25 protein-coding genes, 1 pseudogene and 1 other annotated feature are annotated in these 24545 nt (G+C 33.7%); of the genes and pseudogenes, 4 read left to right on the top strand and 22 right to left on the bottom strand.

Annotated elements, in window-relative coordinates:
* Window positions 1-10 precede the first annotated feature (10 nt).
* From AC1RPX_RS03060 to AC1RPX_RS03070, 3 genes are read right to left on the bottom strand one after another with little or no spacing between them, the layout of a single operon-like run.
* Window positions 11-1264 carry a methionine gamma-lyase family protein gene (locus tag AC1RPX_RS03060; RefSeq protein WP_481761231.1) on the bottom strand — a complete coding sequence of 418 codons (1254 nt, stop codon included), beginning with the start codon at window positions 1262-1264 and terminating at the stop codon, window positions 11-13.
* Window positions 1265-1276: 12 nt separating this feature from the next.
* Window positions 1277-2209 carry a tRNA (adenosine(37)-N6)-dimethylallyltransferase MiaA gene (gene miaA / locus AC1RPX_RS03065; protein WP_481761230.1) on the bottom strand — a complete coding sequence of 311 codons (933 nt, stop codon included), beginning with the start codon at window positions 2207-2209 and terminating at the stop codon, window positions 1277-1279.
* A gap of 2 nt (window positions 2210-2211) precedes the next feature.
* Window positions 2212-2949, bottom strand: coding sequence for a glycerophosphodiester phosphodiesterase (locus AC1RPX_RS03070; protein ID WP_481761229.1), 738 nt, complete (start codon window positions 2947-2949; stop codon window positions 2212-2214).
* 126 nt (window positions 2950-3075) lie between these two features.
* Here AC1RPX_RS03070 and AC1RPX_RS03075 point away from each other — a divergent pair, with 126 nt between their 5' ends.
* A complete protein-coding gene (locus tag AC1RPX_RS03075; protein WP_409022655.1) occupies window positions 3076-3252 on the top strand; it encodes a DUF3042 family protein in 177 nt (58 codons plus the stop codon).
* Between the two features lie 47 nt (window positions 3253-3299).
* Here the strand turns inward: AC1RPX_RS03075 and AC1RPX_RS03080 are convergent, their stop codons facing one another.
* The 7 genes and pseudogenes from AC1RPX_RS03080 to AC1RPX_RS03110 form a co-directional block, all read right to left on the bottom strand.
* A complete protein-coding gene (locus AC1RPX_RS03080; protein ID WP_481761228.1) occupies window positions 3300-3707 on the bottom strand; it encodes a rhodanese-like domain-containing protein in 408 nt (135 codons plus the stop codon).
* Between the two features lie 20 nt (window positions 3708-3727).
* On the bottom strand, window positions 3728-4693 hold the full coding sequence (locus AC1RPX_RS03085) for an ROK family glucokinase (RefSeq protein ID WP_481761402.1): 966 nt from the start codon (window positions 4691-4693) through the stop codon (window positions 3728-3730).
* Window positions 4694-4724: 31 nt separating this feature from the next.
* On the bottom strand, window positions 4725-4925 hold the full coding sequence (locus AC1RPX_RS03090; protein WP_409022657.1) for a YqgQ family protein: 201 nt from the start codon (window positions 4923-4925) through the stop codon (window positions 4725-4727).
* Window positions 4926-4945: 20 nt separating this feature from the next.
* The gene (locus tag AC1RPX_RS03095; RefSeq protein WP_481761227.1) at window positions 4946-5620 is read right to left on the bottom strand and encodes a rhomboid family intramembrane serine protease; all 675 of its coding nucleotides are present in this window, start codon (window positions 5618-5620) and stop codon (window positions 4946-4948) included.
* A 110-nt stretch (window positions 5621-5730) separates the two neighbouring features.
* Entirely contained in the window at window positions 5731-5880 is a 150-nt protein-coding gene (gene rpmG / locus AC1RPX_RS03100; RefSeq protein ID WP_057973409.1) for a 50S ribosomal protein L33, read from the bottom strand.
* 167 nt (window positions 5881-6047) lie between these two features.
* Window positions 6048-7121, bottom strand: coding sequence for a penicillin-binding transpeptidase domain-containing protein (locus AC1RPX_RS03105; RefSeq protein WP_481762408.1), 1074 nt, complete (start codon window positions 7119-7121; stop codon window positions 6048-6050).
* A gap of 108 nt (window positions 7122-7229) precedes the next feature.
* Window positions 7230-8123: pseudogene (locus tag AC1RPX_RS03110) on the bottom strand (peptidoglycan D,D-transpeptidase FtsI family protein); the annotation flags it as partial.
* Window positions 8124-8358: 235 nt separating this feature from the next.
* Here AC1RPX_RS03110 and AC1RPX_RS03115 point away from each other — a divergent pair.
* Complete coding sequence (locus tag AC1RPX_RS03115) at window positions 8359-10995, top strand: YfhO family protein (protein WP_481761225.1); 2637 nt, start codon at window positions 8359-8361, stop codon at window positions 10993-10995.
* Window positions 10996-11044: 49 nt separating this feature from the next.
* On the opposite strand, the gene AC1RPX_RS03120 is transcribed toward AC1RPX_RS03115, so the two are convergent.
* From AC1RPX_RS03120 to AC1RPX_RS03155, 8 genes are all read right to left on the bottom strand, one after another.
* Window positions 11045-11713 carry a potassium channel family protein gene (locus tag AC1RPX_RS03120; protein ID WP_481761224.1) on the bottom strand — a complete coding sequence of 223 codons (669 nt, stop codon included), beginning with the start codon at window positions 11711-11713 and terminating at the stop codon, window positions 11045-11047.
* Window positions 11714-11790: 77 nt separating this feature from the next.
* The gene (greA, locus tag AC1RPX_RS03125) at window positions 11791-12273 is read right to left on the bottom strand and encodes a transcription elongation factor GreA (protein WP_481761223.1); all 483 of its coding nucleotides are present in this window, start codon (window positions 12271-12273) and stop codon (window positions 11791-11793) included.
* A gap of 83 nt (window positions 12274-12356) precedes the next feature.
* The gene (gene mltG / locus AC1RPX_RS03130) at window positions 12357-13493 is read right to left on the bottom strand and encodes an endolytic transglycosylase MltG (RefSeq protein ID WP_481761222.1); all 1137 of its coding nucleotides are present in this window, start codon (window positions 13491-13493) and stop codon (window positions 12357-12359) included.
* A 51-nt stretch (window positions 13494-13544) separates the two neighbouring features.
* Window positions 13545-15965 (bottom strand): phenylalanine--tRNA ligase subunit beta, encoded by a 2421-nt coding sequence (pheT, locus tag AC1RPX_RS03135; RefSeq protein WP_481761221.1) that lies wholly within the window; start codon window positions 15963-15965, stop codon window positions 13545-13547.
* Window positions 15966-15970: 5 nt separating this feature from the next.
* Window positions 15971-17017, bottom strand: coding sequence for a phenylalanine--tRNA ligase subunit alpha (gene pheS / locus AC1RPX_RS03140; protein WP_409022664.1), 1047 nt, complete (start codon window positions 17015-17017; stop codon window positions 15971-15973).
* 61 nt (window positions 17018-17078) lie between these two features.
* Window positions 17079-17307 (bottom strand) — a binding site (T-box leader).
* A 43-nt stretch (window positions 17308-17350) separates the two neighbouring features.
* Window positions 17351-17695, bottom strand: a complete 345-nt coding sequence (locus AC1RPX_RS03145; protein WP_481761220.1) for a winged helix-turn-helix transcriptional regulator — start codon at window positions 17693-17695, stop codon at window positions 17351-17353.
* Window positions 17696-17816: 121 nt separating this feature from the next.
* The gene (locus tag AC1RPX_RS03150) at window positions 17817-18317 is read right to left on the bottom strand and encodes an HD domain-containing protein (protein ID WP_409022666.1); all 501 of its coding nucleotides are present in this window, start codon (window positions 18315-18317) and stop codon (window positions 17817-17819) included.
* A 116-nt stretch (window positions 18318-18433) separates the two neighbouring features.
* Window positions 18434-19198: a TrmH family RNA methyltransferase gene (locus tag AC1RPX_RS03155; RefSeq protein ID WP_481761219.1), complete on the bottom strand. Its 765-nt coding sequence runs from the start codon at window positions 19196-19198 to the stop codon at window positions 18434-18436.
* Between the two features lie 134 nt (window positions 19199-19332).
* On the opposite strand from AC1RPX_RS03155, the gene AC1RPX_RS03160 reads away from it, so the two are divergent.
* Both AC1RPX_RS03160 and yidC read left to right on the top strand, forming a co-directional pair.
* On the top strand, window positions 19333-19608 hold the full coding sequence (locus AC1RPX_RS03160) for an acylphosphatase (RefSeq protein ID WP_481761218.1): 276 nt from the start codon (window positions 19333-19335) through the stop codon (window positions 19606-19608).
* 87 nt (window positions 19609-19695) lie between these two features.
* A complete protein-coding gene (gene yidC / locus AC1RPX_RS03165) occupies window positions 19696-20628 on the top strand; it encodes a membrane protein insertase YidC (RefSeq protein ID WP_409022669.1) in 933 nt (310 codons plus the stop codon).
* A 99-nt stretch (window positions 20629-20727) separates the two neighbouring features.
* On the opposite strand, the gene AC1RPX_RS03170 is transcribed toward yidC, so the two are convergent.
* From AC1RPX_RS03170 to AC1RPX_RS03185, 4 genes are all read right to left on the bottom strand, one after another.
* Complete coding sequence (locus tag AC1RPX_RS03170; RefSeq protein ID WP_481761217.1) at window positions 20728-22197, bottom strand: HAMP domain-containing sensor histidine kinase; 1470 nt, start codon at window positions 22195-22197, stop codon at window positions 20728-20730.
* A 38-nt stretch (window positions 22198-22235) separates the two neighbouring features.
* The gene (locus AC1RPX_RS03175; protein WP_409022671.1) at window positions 22236-22922 is read right to left on the bottom strand and encodes a response regulator transcription factor; all 687 of its coding nucleotides are present in this window, start codon (window positions 22920-22922) and stop codon (window positions 22236-22238) included.
* 271 nt (window positions 22923-23193) lie between these two features.
* A complete protein-coding gene (locus tag AC1RPX_RS03180; RefSeq protein ID WP_481761216.1) occupies window positions 23194-23352 on the bottom strand; it encodes a hypothetical protein in 159 nt (52 codons plus the stop codon).
* Between the two features lie 313 nt (window positions 23353-23665).
* Window positions 23666-24523 (bottom strand): aldo/keto reductase, encoded by an 858-nt coding sequence (locus tag AC1RPX_RS03185; protein ID WP_481761215.1) that lies wholly within the window; start codon window positions 24521-24523, stop codon window positions 23666-23668.
* Between the last annotated feature and the right edge of the window lie 22 nt (window positions 24524-24545).

The following is a 24545-nucleotide window of genomic DNA, read 5'->3' on the forward strand; positions in this document are numbered from 1 at the left end:
AGTCGATTGTTCAATAGAATGTTTTTTCAACTGCAGCTGTAACTGCTAACTTAACATGCGCATACGTTAACCCACCCTGAACATAAAGCGTATAAGGTTCTCTTATTGGACCATCAGCTGACAATTCGACACTAGCACCTTCAACAAAAGTACCCGCAGCCATAATAACTTTATCTTCATAACCAGCCATATCACTTGGTTTTGGTTCAACATATGCATCAACGGGAGATTCACGTTGGATAGCTTGAGCAAACTTAACCATTGGTTCTGGTTTACCAAAGTTAACCGTTTGAATGAGATCAGTTCTTGGTGCATCCCATTTTGGTGACACATCTAATCCCATTTTTTCAAGTAATGCACTCGTATAGATAGCACCTTTAATTGCCTCACCTGTTACATGAGGTGCTAAAAAGAACCCTTGAATAAAATCTCTCATAACATTTAAGGTGGCGCCCTCTTCATTACCAGTACCAGGTGTTGTTAGGCGGTAACCAGCTTTTTCAATTAAATCAGCACGTCCAACGATGTAACCACCCGTTTTAGCTAAACCACCACCAGCATTTTTAATTAGTGACCCTGACATGATATCAGCACCTACCTCTGTTGGTTCAATTGTTTCAGAAAATTCACCATAGCAGTTATCGATAAAAATAATCACATCTTTTGAAATTTTACGAACTTCTTTAATCATCTCAGCAATTTCAGATACCATAAAACTATCTCTAGTTGCATACCCACGAGAACGTTGGATTGCAACAACTTTAACCTTATCCGTTAACTTTTCTTTTAAACCATTAGAATCCATATGATTGTCAGCCGTTAATGGGACGTAATCAAACCCGATACCATATTCTTTCATTGAACCAATACCCGTTCCAGAAATACCAATAACTTCCTGAATCGTATCGTATGGCATCCCAGTAATATATAATAAATCGTCCCCTGGTCGTAACATACCAAAAAGGGCTGTTGAAATTGAATGCGTTCCTGAAACAATTTGTGGTCTCACCATTGCCGCTTCTGTTTTGAAAACATCTGCATAGATACGATCAAGTCCATCGCGGCCGATATCGTCGTATCCATATCCTGTTGATCCGGCAAAATATGTTTCAGAAACATTATTTTTCTTAAAAGCTTCCAAGACTTTTTGTTGGTTAAACAAAACCTGTTCATCAATTTCTTTTAGTCTTGGTTCAATTTGAGTATCAACTTCTCCTACAACATTTGCTAACTCCTGTGATAAATTATCTATCCATTTTTGCATATATTCTTCTCCTTATGACTTTTGTCCTTTTAACCAATCCACTATTTGTATTTCTATTTTACTTAGTTGTTCCGGATGCTCGATTAAATCAAACCAGTTAACTGCCATTTTATTTCTAAACCAAGTTAATTGTCGTTTTGCGTAACGCCTTGAGTTGCGTTTTATTAACTCTGTCGCTTCATCAAGTGATTGTTTTTCTTCAAAATAAGCATATAGCTCTTTATATCCAATACCTTTACTAGCTGGTAAATCATTGGTTTTTTGGTTAAAAAGCCATTTTGCTTCATCAATCAGCCCGGAACCAATCATAAGGTCAACTCGACGATTAATCCGATCATATAGCACTGACCTATCAGTCGATAACCCAATAATAAAGGGGTTAAACTCATCCGTTTTTTGATCCGCTTGCGCCGAAAACAATTGATTTGATTTTTTAATAACCTCTAATGCCCTGATTACTCGTAGCGTATTATTAACTGGAATTTTTAATGCTGCATTTGGATCTAAGCTTTCTAATTCTTGCCAAAGTGCCTCAGGACCGATTTTTTCACTACGTTCTTGTAATTCTTTTCTTAAATTTAAATCGTCGTCATTATCTGTTCCCAATTGAAAATTATCAAGTAATGCCTGTAAATAAAATCCGGTCCCACCAACAATTATTGGTAATTTCCCTCTAGAGGCAATATCACTAATTGCTGCGCGACTTTCGACTGTAAAATCAGCGACTGAATAACGTTCATCACTATTCTTGTGATTAATTAAATAATGTGGAATTCCATCCATCTCATCTTCTGTAATTTTAGCCGTCCCTATATCTAATTTCCGGTAAACTTGCATAGAATCGCCTGAAATAATCTCACCATTAAATTTTTTTGCTAATTTTATCGATAAATCAGTTTTACCAACTGCAGTTGGCCCAACAATTAACAATACTTTTTGCGTCATTTCTAATCTCCTTGAATATCTTTTCGTACTTCTATTGCTTTTGCAGGAAAATCTGTAAAAATGGCATCATATTTCTTTTTAAAACAATAAGTCATATCCTTAACTGAATTAACTGTCCAAGGGCGAATCAGTAGCTTTGGCCAAAATAAGCCATGTCGTTCTCTCAGCCAGGTCACATCAGGGTGTAAGCTAGTGATTAAATGATGCTTAGCCAATTGACGCGACTCTTTAATTTTAAATTGGAATAAACTCGCGAATTCTGCATCAGGATTAATTTTTTGCATTCTACGAATTGAGTTTGGATTAAAACTAGAATACAAAAGATGAATATCTGATGGTAATTGTTCCATTTGTTTATTTACAAGTTCTTCTATACCTTGGTATTCTATATGATTCGTTTTTAATTCTAAATTAAAAGTGCCTTTAAAGTTGTTATCTTTTAACAACTCAATTACTTCTTTTAATGTTGGAATTTGTTCACCTTGATAGTCAGAACTGAATTTAATTCCTGCATCTGCTTTTTTTAATTCCGCTAGTGTCAGATTTACTACCTTACCTGTTAAATTTGTGGTCCTATCAATTTTTTCATCATGCATAATGATTAGTTCACCATCTTTAGACAACTGAACATCAGTCTCAATGCCGTCGGCTCCTGCATCTATTGCGGCCTGAAAACTAACTAACGTATTTTCTGGTCTGGTTCCCTTACTTCCGCGATGCGCATAAATTTTGGTCTGCATATACAAGTCACCCCTAACTTTCAAAAATTATTATATCATTAATCGTAAAATAGCGGTGCTTTTAGTGGCAATTTTAGATTGAATAAGTCATAATAAAGATGTCAAATGAATAAGGAGGTCTACATAATGAAAAACTTTTCAAAAGGTTTCTTAGTCGGAACTGCTGCAACTGTAGGCGCATTAGTTGGTAGCGTCTTTGCCTTTAAAAAAACTGTTGTTGCACCCATCGAAGAAAAAGAACAAATGATTGAAGAAAACCGTAAACGTGCAACACGTAAGAGCCGTTCATCACACCATTCATAAACTAATAAAAGCATTGAAGAATTTTCATTCCTCAATGCTTTTTCTTTTTAGCGTTTTTTTGTTCTACCATCCCATTTTGAAAAACCTGTTTTCAAAATAGTAATATCTGTATAGCCTTGTTTGTGTAATTTATAGGCTGCTCGAGTACTAATCGATTTACCTTGGTCATATAAGTAAAGAGGTAAATCTTTTCTTAAACCACCAATCGCTGTTTTAAATTGAGAATAGGGAATATTTCTTGCTCCCATAATATGAGAAGCATCAAATTCACTTTTTTCACGTAAATCAACAACTTGCGCCTTACGCATACCTTCATTAAATTCTTCATTTGTTACTAATTTAGCTGCACGGCGACCCATATACCAAAGATAAAATTGGTTACCAGCTAACCCAACTAAAATAATAATCAAAATGATATTAATTATTAAACTAACCTTTACTGCTCCTAAAATCATACTAGTTCTCCCCTCAATTATTATTTAATAAACTGACGAGCAAGTGAAGCGGCACCAATAACGCCAGCTTCATTTCCTAATTGTGCTAATTTTAATGATGTTGATGAACGAACTGTTGGGAATGAAAATTGTTTAAAGTATTTAGTAACTTGATCTAATAGGAACGTTCCAGCAGCAGAAACACCGCCACCGATAACAATATATGCTGGATTTAACATATTACCTAAGTTACCACAAGCTAGTCCAAGATAATACGATACCTTATCAACGACCATTTTACCTAAAACATCATTCTCTTTAGCTAAATCAAAAACTAATTTAGATGTAATTTCTTGTCCGTCATCTAACATTTCTTTTAATTTTGATTGGCCAGCAAACTCTTCAGCCATATCACGAGCTACACGTACAACACCAGTAGCTGAAGCATATTGTTCTAAACAACCATGCTTACCACAAGTACACATGTAGCCATTAGGTTCAACTGTAATATGTCCAACTTCGCCACCAGCACCAGCAACACCATGTAATAATGCACCGTTAGCGATAATACCGCCACCAACACCAGTTCCAAGCGTGATGAAGGCAACTTCATCATCATTTTCGCCAGCGCCTTTCCAACGTTCACCTAAAGCAGCAACGTTGGCGTCATTATCAATAGCAAATGGAATTTGTGTACCGGATTCAATATCTGCTTGAACATTTTGCAATGTTTTCCAGTTCAAATTATATGCACCAATAACAGTTCCATCTGCACGATTTACTGTACCTGGTGAGCCCATACCAATTCCAACGAATTGATCAGCAGTCATATCAAATAGTCTGATATGGTGATTAATTGAAGCAATGATATCTGGCACAATATGTGAGCCTTCATCAAGAACGTTTGTTTCAATACTCCATTTTTGTTGAATATCGCCTGTTTCAGTTAAAATAGCGAATTTAACTGTTGTGCCACCTAAGTCGACACCAATTAATTTTTTTTCAATTACCATTATTCAAATTCCTCCACTTACACTCTCAATTATTTTGTTCTTCAACTCGATGTTCATGAGATAGTACAATTTTAGCTCTAGCATAGATTTTGTCATCAATCACTCCTGATCGATGTAAATTATCTAATTCCAATGCCATTAATTCAATATCCCACATACGTTTACCAACATAAACGTACACACCAAATTGTTTCAATAGTTGTTGGACATCATACAAATTTTTCAATTAACGGTCACCACCTTAAACTAGATACTATTAGAAATTCCAATTTTAATCAGAATTAAATTGATAATAATTAAAATAACGAATGCAGCTATCTGTTTAATATGACTGATTCGTGCCAATCTTGGTGCGCCTACAGTCGTTGCGATTAAGAATCCAGATAAAATACCGCCAATATGAGCTGCATTATCTGTACTTGACGACATAAACCCAAACGCAAGATTTAACACAATGAATAGTAAAAATTGCTGCGACATTTGTCTAAAATAGGCACTTTTTCTAAAATTATCACCTAACATTAGGAATGCCCCAAATAAACCAAAAATAGCACCACTAGCGCCTGCCGAAATAGTATCTGGACTGAACGTGAAACTTGCAATATTGCCAGCAATTCCAGCAAGCAAATAAATGCCTGTAAAACGCCAATGACCAAATAACATCTCAATTTGGATACCAATAAAATACAATGTAACCATATTAAGGACAATATGTTCAAATCCAATATGTAAAAATATGGGATTAAATAATCGCCACCACTCGCCGTCCATGATCAGTGGATTATATTTAGCGCCAAATTCAATTAATACATTTGTGTCTTGACTACCACCAGCAAGTGTCATTGCGATGAAAACAATTGCTGATAATCCAATAAAAAAGTACGTCATAAATGGTGTATTTTTGTATTTTGCCAAATTCATAGATAGCTCCTTATTTCATATAAAAATTTACAAAATAACGTTTACAAGATTTTATTTCAACTAGTATAAAAGTTATTTAAAACAAAAAAACAACAGGAAAATTCCCGTTGTTATTTTGTTTCGCGATGTAAAGTAACCTTACGATCACGTGGGCAAAATTTATTAAGCTCAACACGATCTGGATTATTACGTTTGTTTTTACTTGATAGGTATGTCCGTTCATGACATTCCGTACATTCTAATGTAATGTGTACACGCATGGTTGCAACCCTCCATATATTTCTTCATAATTTCATAAGACAATTAGTCTTTAACGTCTTATATAATATCATTATTAATAAGTAAACGCTAGTGTTTTTTTTTATTTGTTAAGGAAATTTACTTTACAGCAATAAAATCAGGTATTAGATGACTTATTTCCTTAATATTATTTATCAGATTCAACAGTTTTCCAAAATGCTGAATAAATTGAAACTGCTGCCTGACCATTCACAGCACTACCTGTATTATTAGCCATTCCAGGGAAAACGAGTGCAACGACCACTTTAGGCTTGTTAGAAGGTGCATATGAAGCCAAACTAAGTGCTTCAGTTTCAGATGTTCCATAGAATGTTTGAGCAGTACCTGTTTTAGCTGAAATTGATGGTGTTACATCACTCATCGCATTCCCAGTTCTCAATGAACTTGATCCATGAACAACCTTATAAAATCCTGATTGAACAACATCAAATTCTGATTTTGTTGCGTTAACTGTACTTAAAATATTAGGTGTCATTTCAGTTTGAACAGAACCTAAAGAACCATCCTCATTTGTTGAACGAATCGCTTTTACAATTTGTGGTTGTAATCTTGTACCACCATTAGCCATCGTTGACATGTATTGCGCTAATTGAATAGTTGTATATGAATCATAATTTCCGAAAGATAAATCAAGTGCTTTACCAATATTTGTTTGGTTAGCTACACCCTCAAAACCAGTTGACTCACCAGGTAAATCAACACCTGTTTTGATACCAAGTCCGAATTGATTAAAGTAACCACGCATTTTGGGGAAAATTGAATTCGACATATCCAGTGAAGAACCACTTGAATATTTGAATCCGCCTTCTCTCATTGCTAACTGCATCATGTACGAGTTAGAAGAAACCATTAATGCATCAGAAGCTGTTAACGCAACGTTAGCTGAACCAGATGTATTAAACCATGATGACTTAGGAGCTGTCCCAGCAAGCTTAATAGGTTCATCAGTTATGGTATTGCTAGTTGGTGTAATTGCCCCATCCATCATAGCTCCCATAACCGTAGCACCTTTTACAACAGAACCCATGGTAAATACTTGATTAATCGACCCTAAAGCATCATCCGTAATCTTACCTGTTTTAATATTTCGATTAACACCGGCCATTGCATAAACGGCACCTGTATTTGGGTTCATGACAACTGCGTAGGCCCCTGGATTATAAGGATTGCTTCCAGCAATTGATTTCACACTATCGTTCATAATCTTTTGAACTTGAGCTTGGAATTTAGCGTTAATATTTAAGACGAGATTATCACCTTTTTTACCACTATATTCTTGTACTTGTTTTACTATTTTACTATTAGCCACTTCAACCTTAGTTTGTGACTTTGTTCCTTTTAAAACATCTTCATATTGTTTTTCTAAATAACTCTGACCAACACTATCATTTCGTGAATAACCTTCAGTCATTAACGTTTCCACGCTATCACTAGGTAGCCCAGTAGCTTCACTAGTGACATTTCCGATGATACTGTTCATACTTTTACCATTTGGGTAACTTCGTGACCAGTTAGTTCCTATTTTAATCCCATTCATCCCTGATAAATGTTCACCTACTTCAGCCATCTCCTTATCGGAAACATCAGAGGTTTTTAAGTAAACAGTTGATAATGAATAAGCACCCGTCATTTTCCCAAAAACAGTAGCAGCTTCTTTTTCTTCATCAGTTAATGAATCAATGTTATTTTTAACAGCATATGCTACTGTCAATGTATTAAAATCAGTAGTTGATAATTTGTTTAACTCAGCAGATGTTAAATTTTTTTCTTTTTTTACAGCAGCAGTGACAGCTTTTAAATGCCCCTTATCCGCTAAGTAGTAATCAGCAGCATTGCGGTCTGTTAATTTACTCGTATCAATACTGACATAGGTTACTAAGTTATTAGCTATCTTATATAAATCAGGCGATAGGATACCTGATCCTTTTGTATAAGTAATTGCTCGAGAAGAATTATTACCAACTAGAACCTTACCTGTTGAGTCATAAACCATCCCACGCTGTACATTCTTAGTTTCTGTTGTCGTATCCGTACTATTAACTGTCGCTTCAAATGAAGCTCCGTTTAAAATTTGTAAATAGGCTAACTGCGCCAGTAATGCTGCAAAAAGTAGGAAAACAATAAAAAACAGGAAATTTAATCTAAATGGAATATGTGATTTATTTTGTTTGCTTCGACCTTGTTTTGTTTTTGGAAGTTTCACGTTTAATTACCTCTCACTGTATCATTATTAGTCTTTTAATTCGTATAAATATATCATTTACCATATTACCACATTTTTAAGATTCATTGGCCCAATAAACAGGCTAACAATTTATATTATAATAAAAACTTTAATAATCAGATTAAATATATTTTTATCTGCTGCTGATTTATGCGGTAAAGTCCCAAATATGCTATTCTTATTACCATACATTAATAGTCAGAGAGGTTTTAAAATGGTTAAGCTTAAAAATTATCTTAAAAAGAATCATGTACTCCTTCTAAGTTTCCTTATTCCTTTATTCATTATGCTTTGTTACTTTATTGGCCGCAAAATGTATCCTTTTGGGAATAGTTCTCTATTAACTGTTGATTTAGGTCAGCAATATATTGATTTTTTCTCTTATTTTAGAGCCACACTTCTCCATCATCCTACTAGTTTTTTCTATTCATTTTCACAAGCAATTGGTGGTGATATGTTAGGTGAGTGGGCATACTACTTAATGAGTCCTTTTAATCTTATTTTCTTAGTATTTCCAGGAAAATCAATTTTAGCGGGTGTTATGGTAGTCACCCTTTTAAAATATGCCTTATCAGGCCTTACGTTCGGTTTATTATTAAAGAAAACAACAAGAATGACTTCACTTTATATCCCATTATTTGCCACAGCGTATGCGCTAATGGGTTGGACGATTGCTAACCAACTTAATTTATTATGGTTAGACGCTGTTATTCTATTACCTTTAGTTATTTTAGGCTTTGAAAAATTACAGTTGAATTCAAAAAGTTGGGCTTATACTTGGTGGCTTGCGTTACTTTTAATCGTTAACTATTATATGGGTTATATGGTCTGTCTTTTTATGATTTTATATTTCTTATATACAACAAGTCGTGTATCTCTATCAGTTAAACAATTTTTTAAAAAATCATGGATTTTCATCTATAAATCTCTAGTTTCTGTAGCAATTTCAGCAATTATCCTCTTTCCAACTCTATTCTCATTGCTTTCAAGTAAGGGAGAATACACGGAAGAATCTATTAAAGCAAAAATTGAATATAATCCTTTAGCGATGCTTTCAAAATTTGTGATTGGTTCATTCAATTTTGATCAAATGCCTTCTGGTTTCCCTAATATTTTTGTAGGGAGTTTGGCTTTAATTGGTTTTATCTTATATTTCATGAATAACCGTTTTTCAATTAAAGAACGGGTTGTCTCTTTTTTAATCACAAGTTTCTTGATCCTATCGATGTGCTTTGAACCTTTAGATTTACTATGGCACGGAATGCAATTTCCAGTTTGGTATCCTTATCGTTTTTCATTTGTATTTTGCTTTTGGATTATCCTTTTAGCTGCTCAACAATTTGAGTACTTTAATCCTATAAAATTCTGGAAATTGAGTATTGTAGGTCTTTTATTCATCGGAATGTTTACGTACTTATTTATATCAAAAGAATCTTATAGTTATTTATCTGATGAAACTTTATTCCTATCAATTTTATTTATTCTTTTAACGTTAATTTTAATTCAGTTCCAAGATCATGCATCACCTTCATTCAAATGGTTGTTATTTGCAAGTGTAATAGCTGAGATGTCATGTAACGCTGTTTATTCATTAGATAACATTAGTTATTTATCTACAAGTGAATACGACGTGTCAACGACTGCCCTAGCAACTGAAAGTAAATCGTTAAAAAAAATTGATAATTCTTTCTATCGTGTCGCACAAACATACAGTCGGACTAAAAATGATGCCATGTCAGCTGATTTTTTCAGCGGTTCCCATTTTAGTTCTGCTTTTTCAAAATCAATCCCAACTTTTTACGGTAAGATAGGACAACCTGATGGTGATAATTATGTCACTTACTCAAATGGTACCTTGGTAACAGATGCCCTATTAAATATGAAGTACGTTTTTACACCAAAACAATTACGGACTTCTAAGGCATTGGACACACAGTTAGAAACATTGACACCACTAACTGAAAAACCTGATACAGCTTACTATAGACCTGTCTCAAATAACTCGTTAACTGAAACGGTTAAAAATCCGTATGCTTTATCAATTGGCTATGCAGCAAATGATACTATATTGACAAACAAGAATAAAACAACTAACCCATTAAGATATCAGTCTGATTGGTTATCTGCTCTAACCGGTATTAATAACGATGCTTTATTTACACCAATTAATTTTAATACTGTCAATTTTGATAACGTTGGTTCACAAATTAATTTAACAAATTCTATTCTAACAAAAACGAAACTAAATAAATCTGGACTAGTCACTTTCACATACACACCAACAACAAACGATGCTTATTATTTAACCTTAGGTTCAGGATTAAGTACTGATAATGTTTTATTTAAATTAAATGGTCACGAATTAAAACAATATAAAACGTATCGAAATACAGTTGTTGTTAATATTGCATCCAATAATAAAGGTAAAAAAATAGTTCTGACAGCTAAATTAAAGAAAAGAACCCTTTTCTTAGAAAACTTTACGCTTTATCAAATGAATGTTAATTCATTTAAATCCCAAATTAAGCAACTAAAATCTAGTGAATTAAACGTTACAAAATACAATCAACATTCAATCACAGGTTCAATATCAGTTAAACGTAATCATCAAGTCGTCTTTACAACGATTCCATACAGTAAAGGTTGGCATGTTAAAGTTGATGGTAAATCCGTAGCAACTAATAAATCATTGAATACTTTTCTCAGCTTTAAAGTTGCTAAGGGAAATCATACCGTTAAACTTATCTATTGGCCACCATACATGGGTATTGGTTTGATCGTCTCAATTTTGGCTATTCTCTTGATACTTATTAAGCCAATTATCGTTCACACAAAAAGATTGATTAAATAGTTTTTGTATAATACAAAAGGACAAGATTGCAATATGCAATCTTGTCCTTTTATTTAGTCTTGTTCATTTTTTCATCAAATTCTGTGACAGCTTTTGTTTCACCAATAATCAGTACCTGATCATTTGGTAAAATAATTTGATCTGCTAATGGTGAAATAATCATTTCTTTACCACGTCTAATACTGATTACATTTAAATTAAATGTTGATCTGAAATTTAATTCATCTAATGTCTTATTAACATATCTCGGATCTGTCATATCAATTTCTGCCAATCGGTAATCATCATCTAAATCTAAGTAATCTAACAAATGATTAGAACTTAATGCCCTACCCAACTTGATTCCCATATCTCGTTCAGGATGAACAATATGATCTGCCCCAACCTTTTGGAGTACACGAGCGTGATATTTATTCAATGCTTTAGCCGTTACGACAGGAACACCTAATTCTTTAACCATCAATGTGACTAAGATACTTGCTTGAATATCTTCACCAATTGCGACAATCACATGATCAAAATTACGAATACCGATTGATTTTAAAGCTTCATCATCTTGTGCATCGGCAACAACAGCATGTGTTGCAATATCCATATAATCATTTACACGAGCTTCATCCCTATCAATAACTAAAACTTCTTGCCCATACTCAATCAACGTTTCGCAAACACTCGCACCAAATCGACCTAAACCGATTATTGCAAAATTCTTTTTCAACTTATCTCACCTACTTAATTTAATAAAAAAAGACTAAGTAACAAATGATTTGCAACTTAATCTTTTATATTTAGCTTTTATAAATTATCTTTAACATCGGTAATTTTGACTTCAAAATTACCATTTGGTGTTTCAATTGTTACTGTTTCATTTAATTTATGGCCAACTAATCCTTTAGCGATTGGTGATTCATTTGAAATTTTACCAGACATTGGGTCAGCTTCTGCCGCACCAACAATCGTGTATGTTTCTTCCTCTTCACCAGGTTCCATAAATGAAACTGTTTTACCAACAGAAACTTCGTCAGCATCTACACCAGCGTTATCAATAATTTCTGCATAATGGAGCATATGTTCAATTGTTTTAACTCGGCCTTCAACAAAACTTTGTTCATCTTTAGCTGATTCATATTCTGAATTTTCTGATAAATCGCCATAACTACGTGCAATCTTAATACGATTAATAATTTCTGCACGCGTTTTTGTTTTTAATGTTTCAAGTTCTTCTTCAAGTTTAACTTTACCGTCTACGGTCATTGGATATACTTTATCTTCTGCCATCACTTACTCCTCTTAAAATTAATAAGTTCAATATGCCTATCAGGTTAACATTTAATTTTGTGATTGTAAACCGGTTGCGTGGATTATTGAACATAATCATTATCAGCCTGTGTCATAGGTGAAAATGCTTGGTAATATTCATACGTTTTAGAATATTCTATTTTTTTAGAATTTGAATTGAAAATAAAATAGAAATTACCTTTCTTTCTGTCCAATGGTGTCAAAACAGCCTGGATAGAATCTAAACTAGCATTGTTAAATGGACCAGGTCCATATCCTTTATAAACGTACAAATTATATGGTTTATCCACGTAATAATCAGCTGACGTTAAATCTTTTTGCGGTATATTTAGCGCATAACTAACTGATATTTTTGATTGTAACGTTATTTCTGATGCAATTCGATTGAAATAAACACCGGCAATTTTTTGACGATCTTTATGGTTTTCCGTCTCTTTTTCAACTAATGAAGCGAGAGAAATGACCTCTTGTACTGTTAATTTTTGTTTTTTTATTGTTGCATAATAAGGCGATAATTCATCATTTGCTTTAACAATCATTTGCTCAACAAGATTTTTTAACGTTGTTTTTTTATAAACAGTATACGTAGCTGGGAACAAATAACCTTCTAAAGGATATCTCACGTTTTTAGATGCCATAGTGGTATCTAAAAGATCTGGATATTTTTTATCTAAGTAATCCAAAAAAGTTTTATTTTTCATTAATTTAATAAAATCATTATATGAAAAATTTGTTTCTTTTGAAATGGATTTACCGATTTGGTTAATTGTTGTTCCCTCACCAACTAATACTTTCGCTAATTTATTTTGTATAGGCTCACTACTTCCACCTTGTTGAAGTGTCCAAGCAATTTTATCCAAACTCATAGATGCCTTAAGTTGATAGTAGCCGCCCTTAAATTGTGACACCTTTTTTTGCTTGACATAGTACGTATACACCGTACCACTTTTAATAATTTTATTTTTTTCTAAAATTGTTCCAATTTGTTTTGTACTTGATCCAATTGGAATATAAACTTGTTCAATTTTATTATTATTTTTATCTAGTGGATCTAAAGATGCCTTGATATATCTATAGGTCATAAACAATATTGTCAGTAGTAATATACATAATAATGCAATGACCCCTGCAATAATTTTCTTAGCCTGGTTTTTATTATTCTCTGGCGGTAATTCTGGAGATGTATCATCTTTTTTCATTGTTTAACCTCCTCACGCTTAATAATAAGTATTATTAAGCTGCGTCCTAAATTATCGAATATCAGCCCTAAGCGTCTCTTTTAAAGCTTCGATAACACGGTTAAAATCATTTGTGACATCTTCTTCAACCAAAGTTTTTGTAATATCTTGATAAGTTAACGTATAAGCAAGGGATTTCATGCCATTTTCAATATGAGATCCTTGATAAAGATCAAATAAATGAACATCAATTAAAGACTTTCCACCTTGTTTTTTAATTAACGCTTCAATCTCACTGTTAGCTATATCATTAGCAACTAGGAGGGCCACATCACGAGTAACTGATGGGAATTTAGAAATAGGCGCAAATAATCGGTCTGCTTTTTTCGCATCAACTAATTTTTGAAGATCTAATTCGAAAACGTATGTTTCCTTTAAATTAAATTCTTTAGCTGAATTAGGATGTACTTGGCCGACAAAACCAATTAATTCATCTTTTAAATAGATATCAGCTGTTCGTCCTGGATGCATATCTTCATGACTTTCAGAAGATACATAAGTAACATCATCAACTAATTCTAATTGTGTTAATAATTGTTCAACAACACCTTTAATCATGAAGAAATCAACAGGTTGTTTTTCATTTTGCCAATTTGCAAGTTTAAATAATCCTGTCATTGCACCTGCAATATGTTCAATTTCAGTAGGTCGCTCTTCGCCCTCACTGCGGAAAAAGACTCTTCCTTGTTCATAGAAAGCAAGATTGTCAGATTTTCGTGCTTCATTGTACGCTAAATCATCTAATAACCCGCTGATTAAGTTCATTCTTGTTGTTGTTCGTTCTGAGCTCATTGGGAACATTAAATTTGTCGTAAAAACATCTTTTTCTTCAAAAATAAATTTACCAGCTTTTTCTTCCGTTGTTAATCCATAACTAATAACTTCAGATAACCCAGCTGATTCCAAAATATGACGCGCCTGTTTAATCATTTTTTGTTTATAAGTATATTTACCAGGAGTCATTTTGCCAGTTGGTAGTGTAGAAGGAATATTATCGTATCCATAAATACGCGCGATTTCTTCTACTAAATCTGCTTCAATACTAATATCCCAACGTCTTGCAGGAACTTCAACATTTAAAGTACCATCGCGATTTACAACCGTAAATCCTAATTGTTTAAATAATTTAGTGATTTCAGATTCTGATAATTCAGTCCCAAGTACACCATTAATATGTGCCACCGTTGTATCAACAAAAGTTGACTCTGCTTCTAGCTTACTTGCACTTGCCGTACCCGACACAACTGTTCCATCACCTAAATTAGCGATTAACTCTGCTGCTGCATCAAGTGCTTCTTGTACTGTTTCAACGTTAATACCACGTTCAAATCGCATTGAGGCTTCACTATGAATACCATGTGTGCGTGCTGTTTTTCTAACCATTGAATTGTTAAATACTGCAGATTCAATCGCAACTGTCACAGTTTCGTCGGTTATTTGTGTTGATTCGCCACCCATTGTCCCAGCAATAGCAATCGGTGTTTTACCATTTGTAATCACAATATCTTTTTCTTTTAATTCACGTTCTTCGCTATCTAGTGTTGTAATCTTTTCGCCAGCAATAGCTGTTCTTACTAAAATATCTTTACTTCCCAATTTATTATAATCAAAGGCATGTAATGGTTGACCATAATCCATCAATATATAATTGGTCACATCAACGACATTATTAATAGGTCTAACGCCTGCGTTCCAAAGACGAATTTGTAACCACATTGGACTTGCTTTAATTGTTAAATCTTTAATCACGCGCATCGAATATGTGGGTGCTAACGTTTTATCAGGCAACGATAAAGAAATGTAATCTTCAATTTTTTCAGTAGATGTTTCTTTCAATTCTGGATGCTTAAATGTTGCCGGAACATCATAGTCAGCAGATAGTTCATGTGCTACCCCACGCATACTTAACATATCAGCACGATTTGGTGTCACATCAATATCAATAATGTCATCATTCATACCTAAGTAATCAAAGACTGATTCACCAGGAATTGCATTTTCTGGCATTACGTAGATACCTTCTACAAATTCTTTAGGCACGACACTATCTGAAAATCCAATTTCTTGTAATGCACAAATCATACCTTCAGAAGCTTGTCCGCGCATTTTACCACGTTTGATTTTAACATTATCAGCAATTCTAGAATTGGGTAATGCAACAATAACTTTTTGCCCTGCGGCAATATTAGGTGCGCCACAAACGATTTGACTAAGAGATCCTTCACCAACATCAACTTGGCAGATATTTAAATGATCAGAGTCTGGATGTGGTACCAAACTATCAACATATCCAACAACAATTTTTTTAAGTCCTTCAGAAGGACGTTCAACGCTATCAATTTCAACGGCTGTACGAGCTATTTTTTCAGCAATAATTTCAGGTTCAATTTCTAATGTTAAATATTCATTCAACCAATTTTTAGATACTTTCATTATCTCTAACCTCTTTTCGTAAATTGTGACAGGAATCGATTATCGTTTAAATAAAAATGACGAATATCGTCGATACTATATTTAAGCATCGCAAAACGATCTGGTCCTAAACCAAAGGCAAAACCACCGTATACTTCAGGGTCGACACCGGCCATTCTTAATACATTAGGATGTACCATTCCAGCGCCTAAAACTTCTAACCAGCCTGTGTATTTACAGATTGAGCACCCTTTACCCGCACATTTAAAACAGGTCACATCGACTTCAACTGACGGTTCCGTAAATGGGAAGTAACTTGGTCGTAACCGAATTTCTTGTTCTTCTCCAAAAATTGTTTTAGCAATCAGTTCAATCGTTCCCTTTAAGTCTGCCATCGTAATATGTTTGTCGATTACTAACCCTTCGAACTGGTGAAATTGATGTGAATGCGTTGCATCATCTGTATCACGTCGATAAACTTTACCAGGTGAAACCATTTTTAATGGTCCTTTTGAAAAATCATGTGTTTCCATTGTCCTTGCTTGAACGGGTGATGTTTGTGTTCTCATTAATAATTCTTTTGTAATATAAAATGTATCTTGCATATCACGAGCGGGATGATCCGCAGGTAAGTTCAACATTTCAAAATTGTAATGGTCTTCTTCTATTTCTGGACCTGAAACAACTTGATACCCCATACCCAAAAAGAGCTCTTCCAATTCTTCAATCACTTGCATAATAACATGTGGCTGCCCTAATTGAATTTGGGCACCTGGTAGCGTTACATCGATTTTTTCTTTTTCCAACTTTTTAGCAGTCATTTTAATTTCAAGTTCTTCATTTTTCACACGAATAGCTTCAGCTAACTCATTTTTAATGGTATTAGAAAAGCTACCAATTTTAGGTCGTTCTTCGGCTGATAATTCCTTCATACCTCTTAAAACTTCTGTGATTGGTCCTTTTTTTCCAAGTAAATTAACACGAATAGCATTAATTTGTTTTAGATCCTCTGATTCACGAATTTGTTTCAAGCCTTTTTCTTGTAACTCAAGTAATTTCTCTTTTAAATCCATTAATATCGACTCCTTTATTAGTTGTTTTGATAGATTTTAGACACAAAAAGACCCCGTCCTAAAAAGGGACGAGGTCTCGCGGTACCACCCTTGTTTTTGAGAATACAAATTCCCAAACACTCAAAATGATAACGGCCATTAACCGGTTAATTGCATGATTTAAGTTAGCCTACATTAATTAACAGCTCTAGAAGTGAATTCAATATTTTATTTATTGGTTAGTTTCAGTCTAGCTAACCATCCCTTTAAATCCAAGAAAAATATCTACTATTTTCTGTCTAAGCCTTTATTCTATATTCATAGTTTAAAGGTATCAAAGCCTATCGTCAAGTCTTACTCGCAATCTTTAAGTGTATACCACTTTTCTGACCATGTATGGACGCTATCCATCATATTTTTCATGTCTTTTCCTTGTTCAGTAAGCTCATAAAAACTACGACTAGTTTCACCGATGGCGACTCTTGAGATAATATTAGTATCTTCAAGTTCTTTTAAACGTTCAACTAATACACGGTCACTGCATTTATCAACCTTTTGAGCTAATTCTTTAAATCGTTGAGGTCCTTCATCCAATAAAACGTTAATAATTAAACCGTTCCATTTTTTACCTAATATTGAAAAAGTTTTTTCAAATTTAGGACACATTTCATAATTTGTTTTTTCTTGAACAACTTGCATAATTAACCCCTCCTCAGTTACTTTATTACTATATTTTATCATTAACTAACAAAAAGTAAACAAATTGGTTCGTTTTCGAAAAAACAAAAAGGATAAGCCTGTAGGCCTATCCTTTTTAAAACTATTTTAAAATTGCAATTAATTGCTGAAAGCTATGTTTTGATTTATTTTTTAACGGTGATGAAACTTCACTTGTTGCTTCATATTTATCAACCATGGTTACAATATATCCCTCTGGATATTTAGGTGGTGCAACAGTAGCACCCCACATATGTTTCATGATGATATCTTTTTCTAAATCAGATAATGTCGTTAACTTCTCTGCATTTCTAATAGCGATACGCGGATGAATCCAAGCATGTGTACCGCGATCGAATTTAGTTGTACGCCAATCGTAGTAAAATAAATCATGTAATAATCCGGCCCTTGCCGTTGCTTTTGCATTTAAATGTAATCTTTTAGCGATACGATAACTGTCATAGGAAACTGAGATTGAATGTTCTAATCGAGTAGAAAAATGATGTTGTGTATATTCACTTAATCTTTGAACTTCTGGTTTTGCCAAAAGGTCTCCAACATAACTCATATATAATTCATCATCAAGATACGAATCTTTTTTCATATACTAGTACGCCCCCAAAATATTTTTTCCTATCTCCATCATAACTGATTGAGCACCTATTGCAAGCGCAATCAGTTATCTTTAGTAAATCGTAATAATTTCACCAAATATCATAATTAAGCTTTAAGATGAAACATTAGTACACCTGCAGCAATAGCGACATTTAACGATTCAGCACGACCTTTAATTGGAATATATAAATTAGCATCCGTTTCATTTAACAGGTCATTACGCATCCCGTTACCTTCATTTCCCATAATTAAACCAAAATTATCTGTAGCAGAAATCTCACGATAACTAAGTGCATCTTCATTTAATTCAGAACCATAAATAGCAATATTATTTTCTTTGAATAAGGTAGTAACTTCCATTAAATCGGCATCCACTAATTGAACATGAAATTGGCTTCCCTGCATCGAACGTAAAACTTTAGGATGATGACTATCTGCACTACCCTCACCAAAAATGACACCTGTTAAACCGGCAGCATCGGCAGTTCTAACCATTGTTCCAATATTTCCTGGATCTTGAACACCATCTAGCATTAACCAGCCACCAGTTAAATGGTCAACTGATAATTGTTGATTTTCTTCCATCTCAGTTACCGCGTAAATACCTTGTGGCGTACTCGTGTCAGCAAGATATAAACTAACTTCAGATGAGATTTCTACTTGCTCAATTGTCGTATCGGCTATTTCATCAAAATATCTAAAATCATTAGTAACAAGCAAATATTCAATTTTTGTGTTTGCCATGAGTGCTTCTTTAACTAAATGCCAGCCTTCTAAAAGGTATTTATTTTCCTTTTTACGACCTTTTTTAGTTTGTAATTTTTTCCAGTATTTAATCTTAGCATTCTGTGTTGAATTAATTTTTTCCATAAATGTACCCCTCTTACTATTGGAAATAATTATAGCATATTTAAAATAGCATTAGTTGGTCATTATCATCTTTTCCAGTTATAATGAAAGCAATAAATGCCTATATCTACTTTATAATATGGAGGGATTACATTATGAGTGCTATTCAAATAACTGTTTTTGGTCGCGTGCAGGGTGTTGGCTTCAGATATACGACGAAGAGATTAGCCGATGATCTAGGCATCTACGGGTCAGTACAAAATAATTTTGATGACAGCGTCACAATTAAAGCAAGTAGTTCAGATAATACCCAATTAGAAAAATTTATTCAAAAAGTTAAAAATTCACCTACACCAGCCGGTAAGGTGACTGATTATAAAGAAACCTCCTTAACTAATTATATGCCGACTGCCTTTACCGTTATTTACTAATTACGATTTATTTATAGCCCATTGAAATCCCCCTATATTTAAAGTATAGTAATCGATATAGTCACTTTAAGAGGGGAAAATATATTAATGAAAAAGATTAAACGTTTAACAATGCTCCCAATATTCATGGCGCTTGTCCTGTTCCTATCGGGATGCGTCCGCAGAGACAAGAATGGTAATCCTTTTGGGATGGTTTACGACTATTTAGCAAAACCAACTCAGGGATTGCTTGACTGGTTATCCGCTCATCTAGGTAACAACTACGGTCTAGCAATTATCGTTATCTCAATCGTCATTCGCTTGGCACTTATGCCAATGATGATTAATCAATCGAAAAAAGCGACCGTTCAACAAGAAAAAATGGGTTCGATTCAACCACAATTAAAAGTCATTCAAGAACGACAAAAAAATGCTAAAAGTTCAGAAGAAAAAGCAGCTATCAGTCAAGAAATGATGGCACTTTATAAAGATAACAACGTCAGCATGACTGGCGGAATTGGCTGCCTACCATTATTAGTTCAAATGCCAATTTTTGCTGCGCTATACGCTGCAATCTTATATTCTTCAGAATTAAAGGATGCTGTCTTCTTTAGCATTAAATTAGGTACACCATCAATTATCTTTACTGTGCTATGTTTCATTGTGTATTTGGGTCAAGGATTCATTTCAACAATTGGCATTCCGCCAGAACAAAAGAAAACAATGCAAACAATGTTAATTGCTAGTCCAGTTATGATGGTCTTTGTTACAATGAGTGCGCCAGCAGGTATTGGTCTCTACTTCTTCATCGGTGGCCTCTTCGCTTGTGTTCAAACATTTATAATTATGTTAATGCGTCCTAAGATTCGTCGCGAAATTCAAGCTGAACTTGCTAAGAACCCACCAATTGTTAGAGAACGTTCAACAATTGATGCTGTTGAAGAAACAGTGGAACAAACAATTGATAATGTTGAAGATAATCTTTCAAATGTAGCAAAAAATAATCGTAATCGTAATGCTGGTAAACAAAACCGCAAATAAAGATTAACCATTAAAAAAAGCTTACCATTCTTAGAATTGCTCTAAGAATGGTAAGCTTTTTTTATTATACTGTCTAAATTTTTGTATTGCATTTCAACACTAGTCTCTTCTTATCTTTTCGGTTGGTTTAGTAGTAGCTAGAGGCAACGAAATTCTGAATATTGAACCACGCTTCTCAACACTTTCTACCACTAATGTTCCTTTATAACCCATAATGAGTTTTTGTGCGATTGATAATCCAAGACCATTACCGCCTTTATCACGACTTCTAGCTTTATCAACGCGATAGAAGCGATTAAAAACATTTTTTAAGTCATCTTTAGAAATTCCTTCACCAAAATCTTGAATAGCAATTTGAACCATTTTCATATCTTTTGATGCTGAAATATGAATTTCTTTTCTTGTTTCTGAATATTTAACGGCATTATCCATTAGAATAATTAAAACTTGTTCTAAGTGATTATGCGATATTTTTACCAAACTTTCTCCATTAAAATCTTCATCTAAAATAAACGTAAAATCGGGATGTATCATTTTAAAATCATTGAAAATTTGTAAAACAACTAATCGGACATCAACTAACTCATTTTTAAATGTCATCTCTACTTGTTCAGCTCTTGATAAATCAAGCATTTCTTGAACTAAACTCTTCATACGATTAATTTCTTGCAAAGATGCTTCAATCGACTCCGCTAGAACTGCCGGATCATCTTTACCCCACCTGTTCAATAATTCCATATGACCTTGAATTATTGCTACAGGGGTTCTTAACTCATGTGAGACATCTTCAACAAATTGTTGCTGTTGATCAACGTAGCGCTCCATCCTATCTAGCATACTATTGAACAAGTCCGCCAAATCAGATAACTCATCATTTCTATGCATATCTGGGACACGTACATGTCCAATTGGTGTTTCGCCTTCATTAATAATATCAATAGTTTCGTTCACTACTTCAATCGGTCTCAGTAACCAAGATGCCAGGATATACCCTAATATAGCACTACCAAAGGTTGCCGTAATAATTAAAACAATAAAAATTAGAATTAATTTATTACTAATTTTATGGTAATTTTCTAAAGCATTAGTTACTTGTGCATACCCGATTTTTTTGCCAGTTTTAGATGAATAAATAGCTCTTCTAGCAACATATCCATTTGCGCCATCAATTGTTTGGCTAGTAAACGTCATTTTATTTTTTTTAACAAATGGTACGTTTAAATTTCTTGAAGCAAAAACTTCTTGTTGCTTCAAATTATAAACACCTACTGCAATATTTTCTCTTGATAAATTAACAATTACTGCATTTGAGTACAAGTTATTTTCGTCTTTATCTGGTCGAGAATCTGCATTTATCGGTTTTAAATGTTGTGCAGTACTTGAAATTGTTAAGTCTTGATTCTCACGACTTAACTGTTGCGTCACCGTTCTTAAAGTATCTTGTACATCTTTTTTTTCTTTATCTAATAAAACGCCACTAAAACTCTGAAAAATAAGCGCAGAAAAAACGGCAAATATAAGTAAAACACCTATTGCCGTTCCTAATGCCCATTTCCATTTAAGTGACATACGTCTTACTTCTTTTGGATGCTGGGTTATTTTTTTTCTCATGATCTCATTACGTACCCTGTTCCTCTGACCGTTTGAATATAACTTTCTTCACCGCTACGATCTATTTTATTTCGTAAGTAACGAATATAAACATCCACAACGTTTGTTTCAACTTCTGATTCATATCCCCAAACTTTAGCTAATAAAACATCTCTAGCTAAAACAACATTAACACTTTCCATTAAAGCTAAAAGTAGTTCATATTCACGTTTGGTTAGCTCAATAACTTCTTCATCACGACGAACAACACGATTTTCTTTTTCAATTGTTAAATCACGGTAAGTGACAGTTGTCTGTTTTGCAACATTTTGTTCACCCTCTATATCAATACGACGTAACAATGCACGTAAACGCGCCAATAATTCTTCGATTGCAAATGGTTTAACAATATAATCATCTGCTCCATGGTCTAAGCCAGATACGCGGTCAATAACTGAATCACGAGCCGTCATCATAATGATTGGTGTATTTTTAACTTGTCGTACACGGCGACAAACCTCAAGACCATTTAATTCAGGTAACATTAAATCAAGTAGAATTGAATCCCAATCTTCATTTAAAGCAGCTTCTAGACCCGTTCGCCCATCAAAATGAACCTCAGTTTCAAATCCTTCATGTTGTAATTCTAATTCAACAAAGCGCGCTAAATTTTTTTCATCTTCAATTATTAGAATACGACTCATATTTTCATGATCTCCTGTTAGTTTTATTTTATTTTCTCATCCATATACACACAATTTTTAACCGATATCTTACTTTTCTTATTCTACCATTAAATGATATTCTTGCATACACTTTGCACTGCTCAACTCATATAGGTATTCAAGCACTTTTTAACCGTTTTTTTAATATATTATTAACTAAAAGAGTAATAAAATTAATATAACAAACCGTTAACTTTAAAAAATATATCATTAACGCTTTATTAAAATGAAAACTAAAAATTGGAATTAGTTATTCGATACCAGCAGCTTTAATCAGTAAAACCGATAATTCAATTATAAATTTTGCCATTTCAATTTCTTTTACAACGTTAACACGGATTTCTCCATTCAGCATACTCAAAATAACTTCTTCAAAAACCTTATATGAAAAGGTTTTATTCTCTGACAAAATAATTCCACCAAACCACATTATATTTTCTAAGTGTGCCGTTAAGTTAGGATATTAGAATATCGAAATTATACCTTAGCGTCTTAAAAAATAGTTACGGATTATCTTATTCCATACTACCTCATTGGTTAACTATTAAAGTTTTTTCCTTTATTTCAACTAAGAACACAATAAAACCCCTTAAGTTAGATTTTTCTCCAACTTAGGGGGTTCCACTTCAAATAGATAAAATTATCCCAAATGCTTCTTTTCCGTTATATACTTATACTTATATTTTATTTACCATTGGCAAAATAACTTTACTTCAGGTAATTTATGACAATAATTCCATGAACCGTTCAACTCTTTCTGGATCATTATGATCAAAGAAGGCAGATTCTTGTTTGTCTAAGGCAGTAATAGTTGCCATGTCTTCCACTGTTAATTCAAAATCAAATATGTCGATATTTTCTGCCATTCGTTCCGGTCTCACAGATTTAGCAAGTGCTACAATACCACGTTGCATTAACCATTTTAGAATAACTTGTCCAACTGATTTACCGTATTGTTTACCAATTTTTGACAATGTTTCATTTTTAAATAAGTCTAACCGGCCTTCAGCAAAAGGTGCCCATGCTTCCATTTGAATGCTTAATTTTTCATGATAGGCTTCATCCGTTAAACGTTGATTCCATGGGTTCACTTCTATTTGGTTAACTTGAACTTTAGCCACACCATTCATATGAGAGAATTCTATTAATTTTCCGATATCAAAGTTAGACACCCCAATAGCACGTATTTTCCCAGCAGATTGTGCGGTAGCTAAAGCGCGCCAAGCACCATATACATCACCGTATGGTTGGTGAATCAAGAATAAGTCTAGATAATCTAACTGCATTCTTTCTAGTGATTCATCAATTGCCTTCATCGCCTTTTCTTCACCAACATGTTGGATAAATAATTTGGTTGTGACAAACAACTCTTCTCGTGTCACTAATCCTTCAGTGATCGCTCTTTGGATAGCTTCCCCAGTTTCAACTTCGTTTCCATAGGCAATCGCTGTATCTAGTAATCGATATCCTACTTTAATCGCTTGATAAACTGCCTCTGCAGTTTCTTCTAAAGGAATTTGATACACGCCAAAACCTAGTTGTGGCATTTTCACTCCATTATTTAATGTAACTGTATTCATTTAAATCGCTCCCTTTTTATTT

Source organism: Dellaglioa sp. CoH-56-MRSF-14 (assembly GCF_056782115.1).

Coding starts and splice junctions, on each gene's coding strand:
- AC1RPX_RS03145 (WP_481761220.1), bottom strand. CDS start 17,695: ATGCAAGTTGTTCAAGAAAAAACAAATTATGAAATGTGTCCTAAATTT.
- AC1RPX_RS03175 (WP_409022671.1), bottom strand. CDS start 22,922: ATGAGTCGTATTCTAATAATTGAAGATGAAAAAAATTTAGCGCGCTTT.
- miaA (WP_481761230.1), bottom strand. CDS start 2,209: ATGACGCAAAAAGTATTGTTAATTGTTGGGCCAACTGCAGTTGGTAAA.
- greA (WP_481761223.1), bottom strand. CDS start 12,273: ATGGCAGAAGATAAAGTATATCCAATGACCGTAGACGGTAAAGTTAAA.
- pheS (WP_409022664.1), bottom strand. CDS start 17,017: ATGGATTTAAAAGAGAAATTACTTGAGTTACAAGAAAAAGGCTTGAAA.
- AC1RPX_RS03160 (WP_481761218.1), top strand. CDS start 19,333: ATGAGTGCTATTCAAATAACTGTTTTTGGTCGCGTGCAGGGTGTTGGC.
- AC1RPX_RS03185 (WP_481761215.1), bottom strand. CDS start 24,523: ATGAATACAGTTACATTAAATAATGGAGTGAAAATGCCACAACTAGGT.
- AC1RPX_RS03070 (WP_481761229.1), bottom strand. CDS start 2,949: ATGCAGACCAAAATTTATGCGCATCGCGGAAGTAAGGGAACCAGACCA.
- AC1RPX_RS03170 (WP_481761217.1), bottom strand. CDS start 22,197: ATGTCACTTAAATGGAAATGGGCATTAGGAACGGCAATAGGTGTTTTA.
- AC1RPX_RS03150 (WP_409022666.1), bottom strand. CDS start 18,317: ATGAAAAAAGATTCGTATCTTGATGATGAATTATATATGAGTTATGTT.
- AC1RPX_RS03095 (WP_481761227.1), bottom strand. CDS start 5,620: ATGAATTTGGCAAAATACAAAAATACACCATTTATGACGTACTTTTTT.
- AC1RPX_RS03155 (WP_481761219.1), bottom strand. CDS start 19,198: ATGGAAAAAATTAATTCAACACAGAATGCTAAGATTAAATACTGGAAA.
- AC1RPX_RS03060 (WP_481761231.1), bottom strand. CDS start 1,264: ATGCAAAAATGGATAGATAATTTATCACAGGAGTTAGCAAATGTTGTA.
- AC1RPX_RS03105 (WP_481762408.1), bottom strand. CDS start 7,121: ATGAACGATAGTGTGAAATCAATTGCTGGAAGCAATCCTTATAATCCA.
- AC1RPX_RS03115 (WP_481761225.1), top strand. CDS start 8,359: ATGGTTAAGCTTAAAAATTATCTTAAAAAGAATCATGTACTCCTTCTA.
- rpmG (WP_057973409.1), bottom strand. CDS start 5,880: ATGCGTGTACACATTACATTAGAATGTACGGAATGTCATGAACGGACA.
- pheT (WP_481761221.1), bottom strand. CDS start 15,965: ATGAAAGTATCTAAAAATTGGTTGAATGAATATTTAACATTAGAAATT.
- mltG (WP_481761222.1), bottom strand. CDS start 13,493: ATGAAAAAAGATGATACATCTCCAGAATTACCGCCAGAGAATAATAAA.
- AC1RPX_RS03080 (WP_481761228.1), bottom strand. CDS start 3,707: ATGATTTTAGGAGCAGTAAAGGTTAGTTTAATAATTAATATCATTTTG.
- yidC (WP_409022669.1), top strand. CDS start 19,696: ATGAAAAAGATTAAACGTTTAACAATGCTCCCAATATTCATGGCGCTT.
- AC1RPX_RS03075 (WP_409022655.1), top strand. CDS start 3,076: ATGAAAAACTTTTCAAAAGGTTTCTTAGTCGGAACTGCTGCAACTGTA.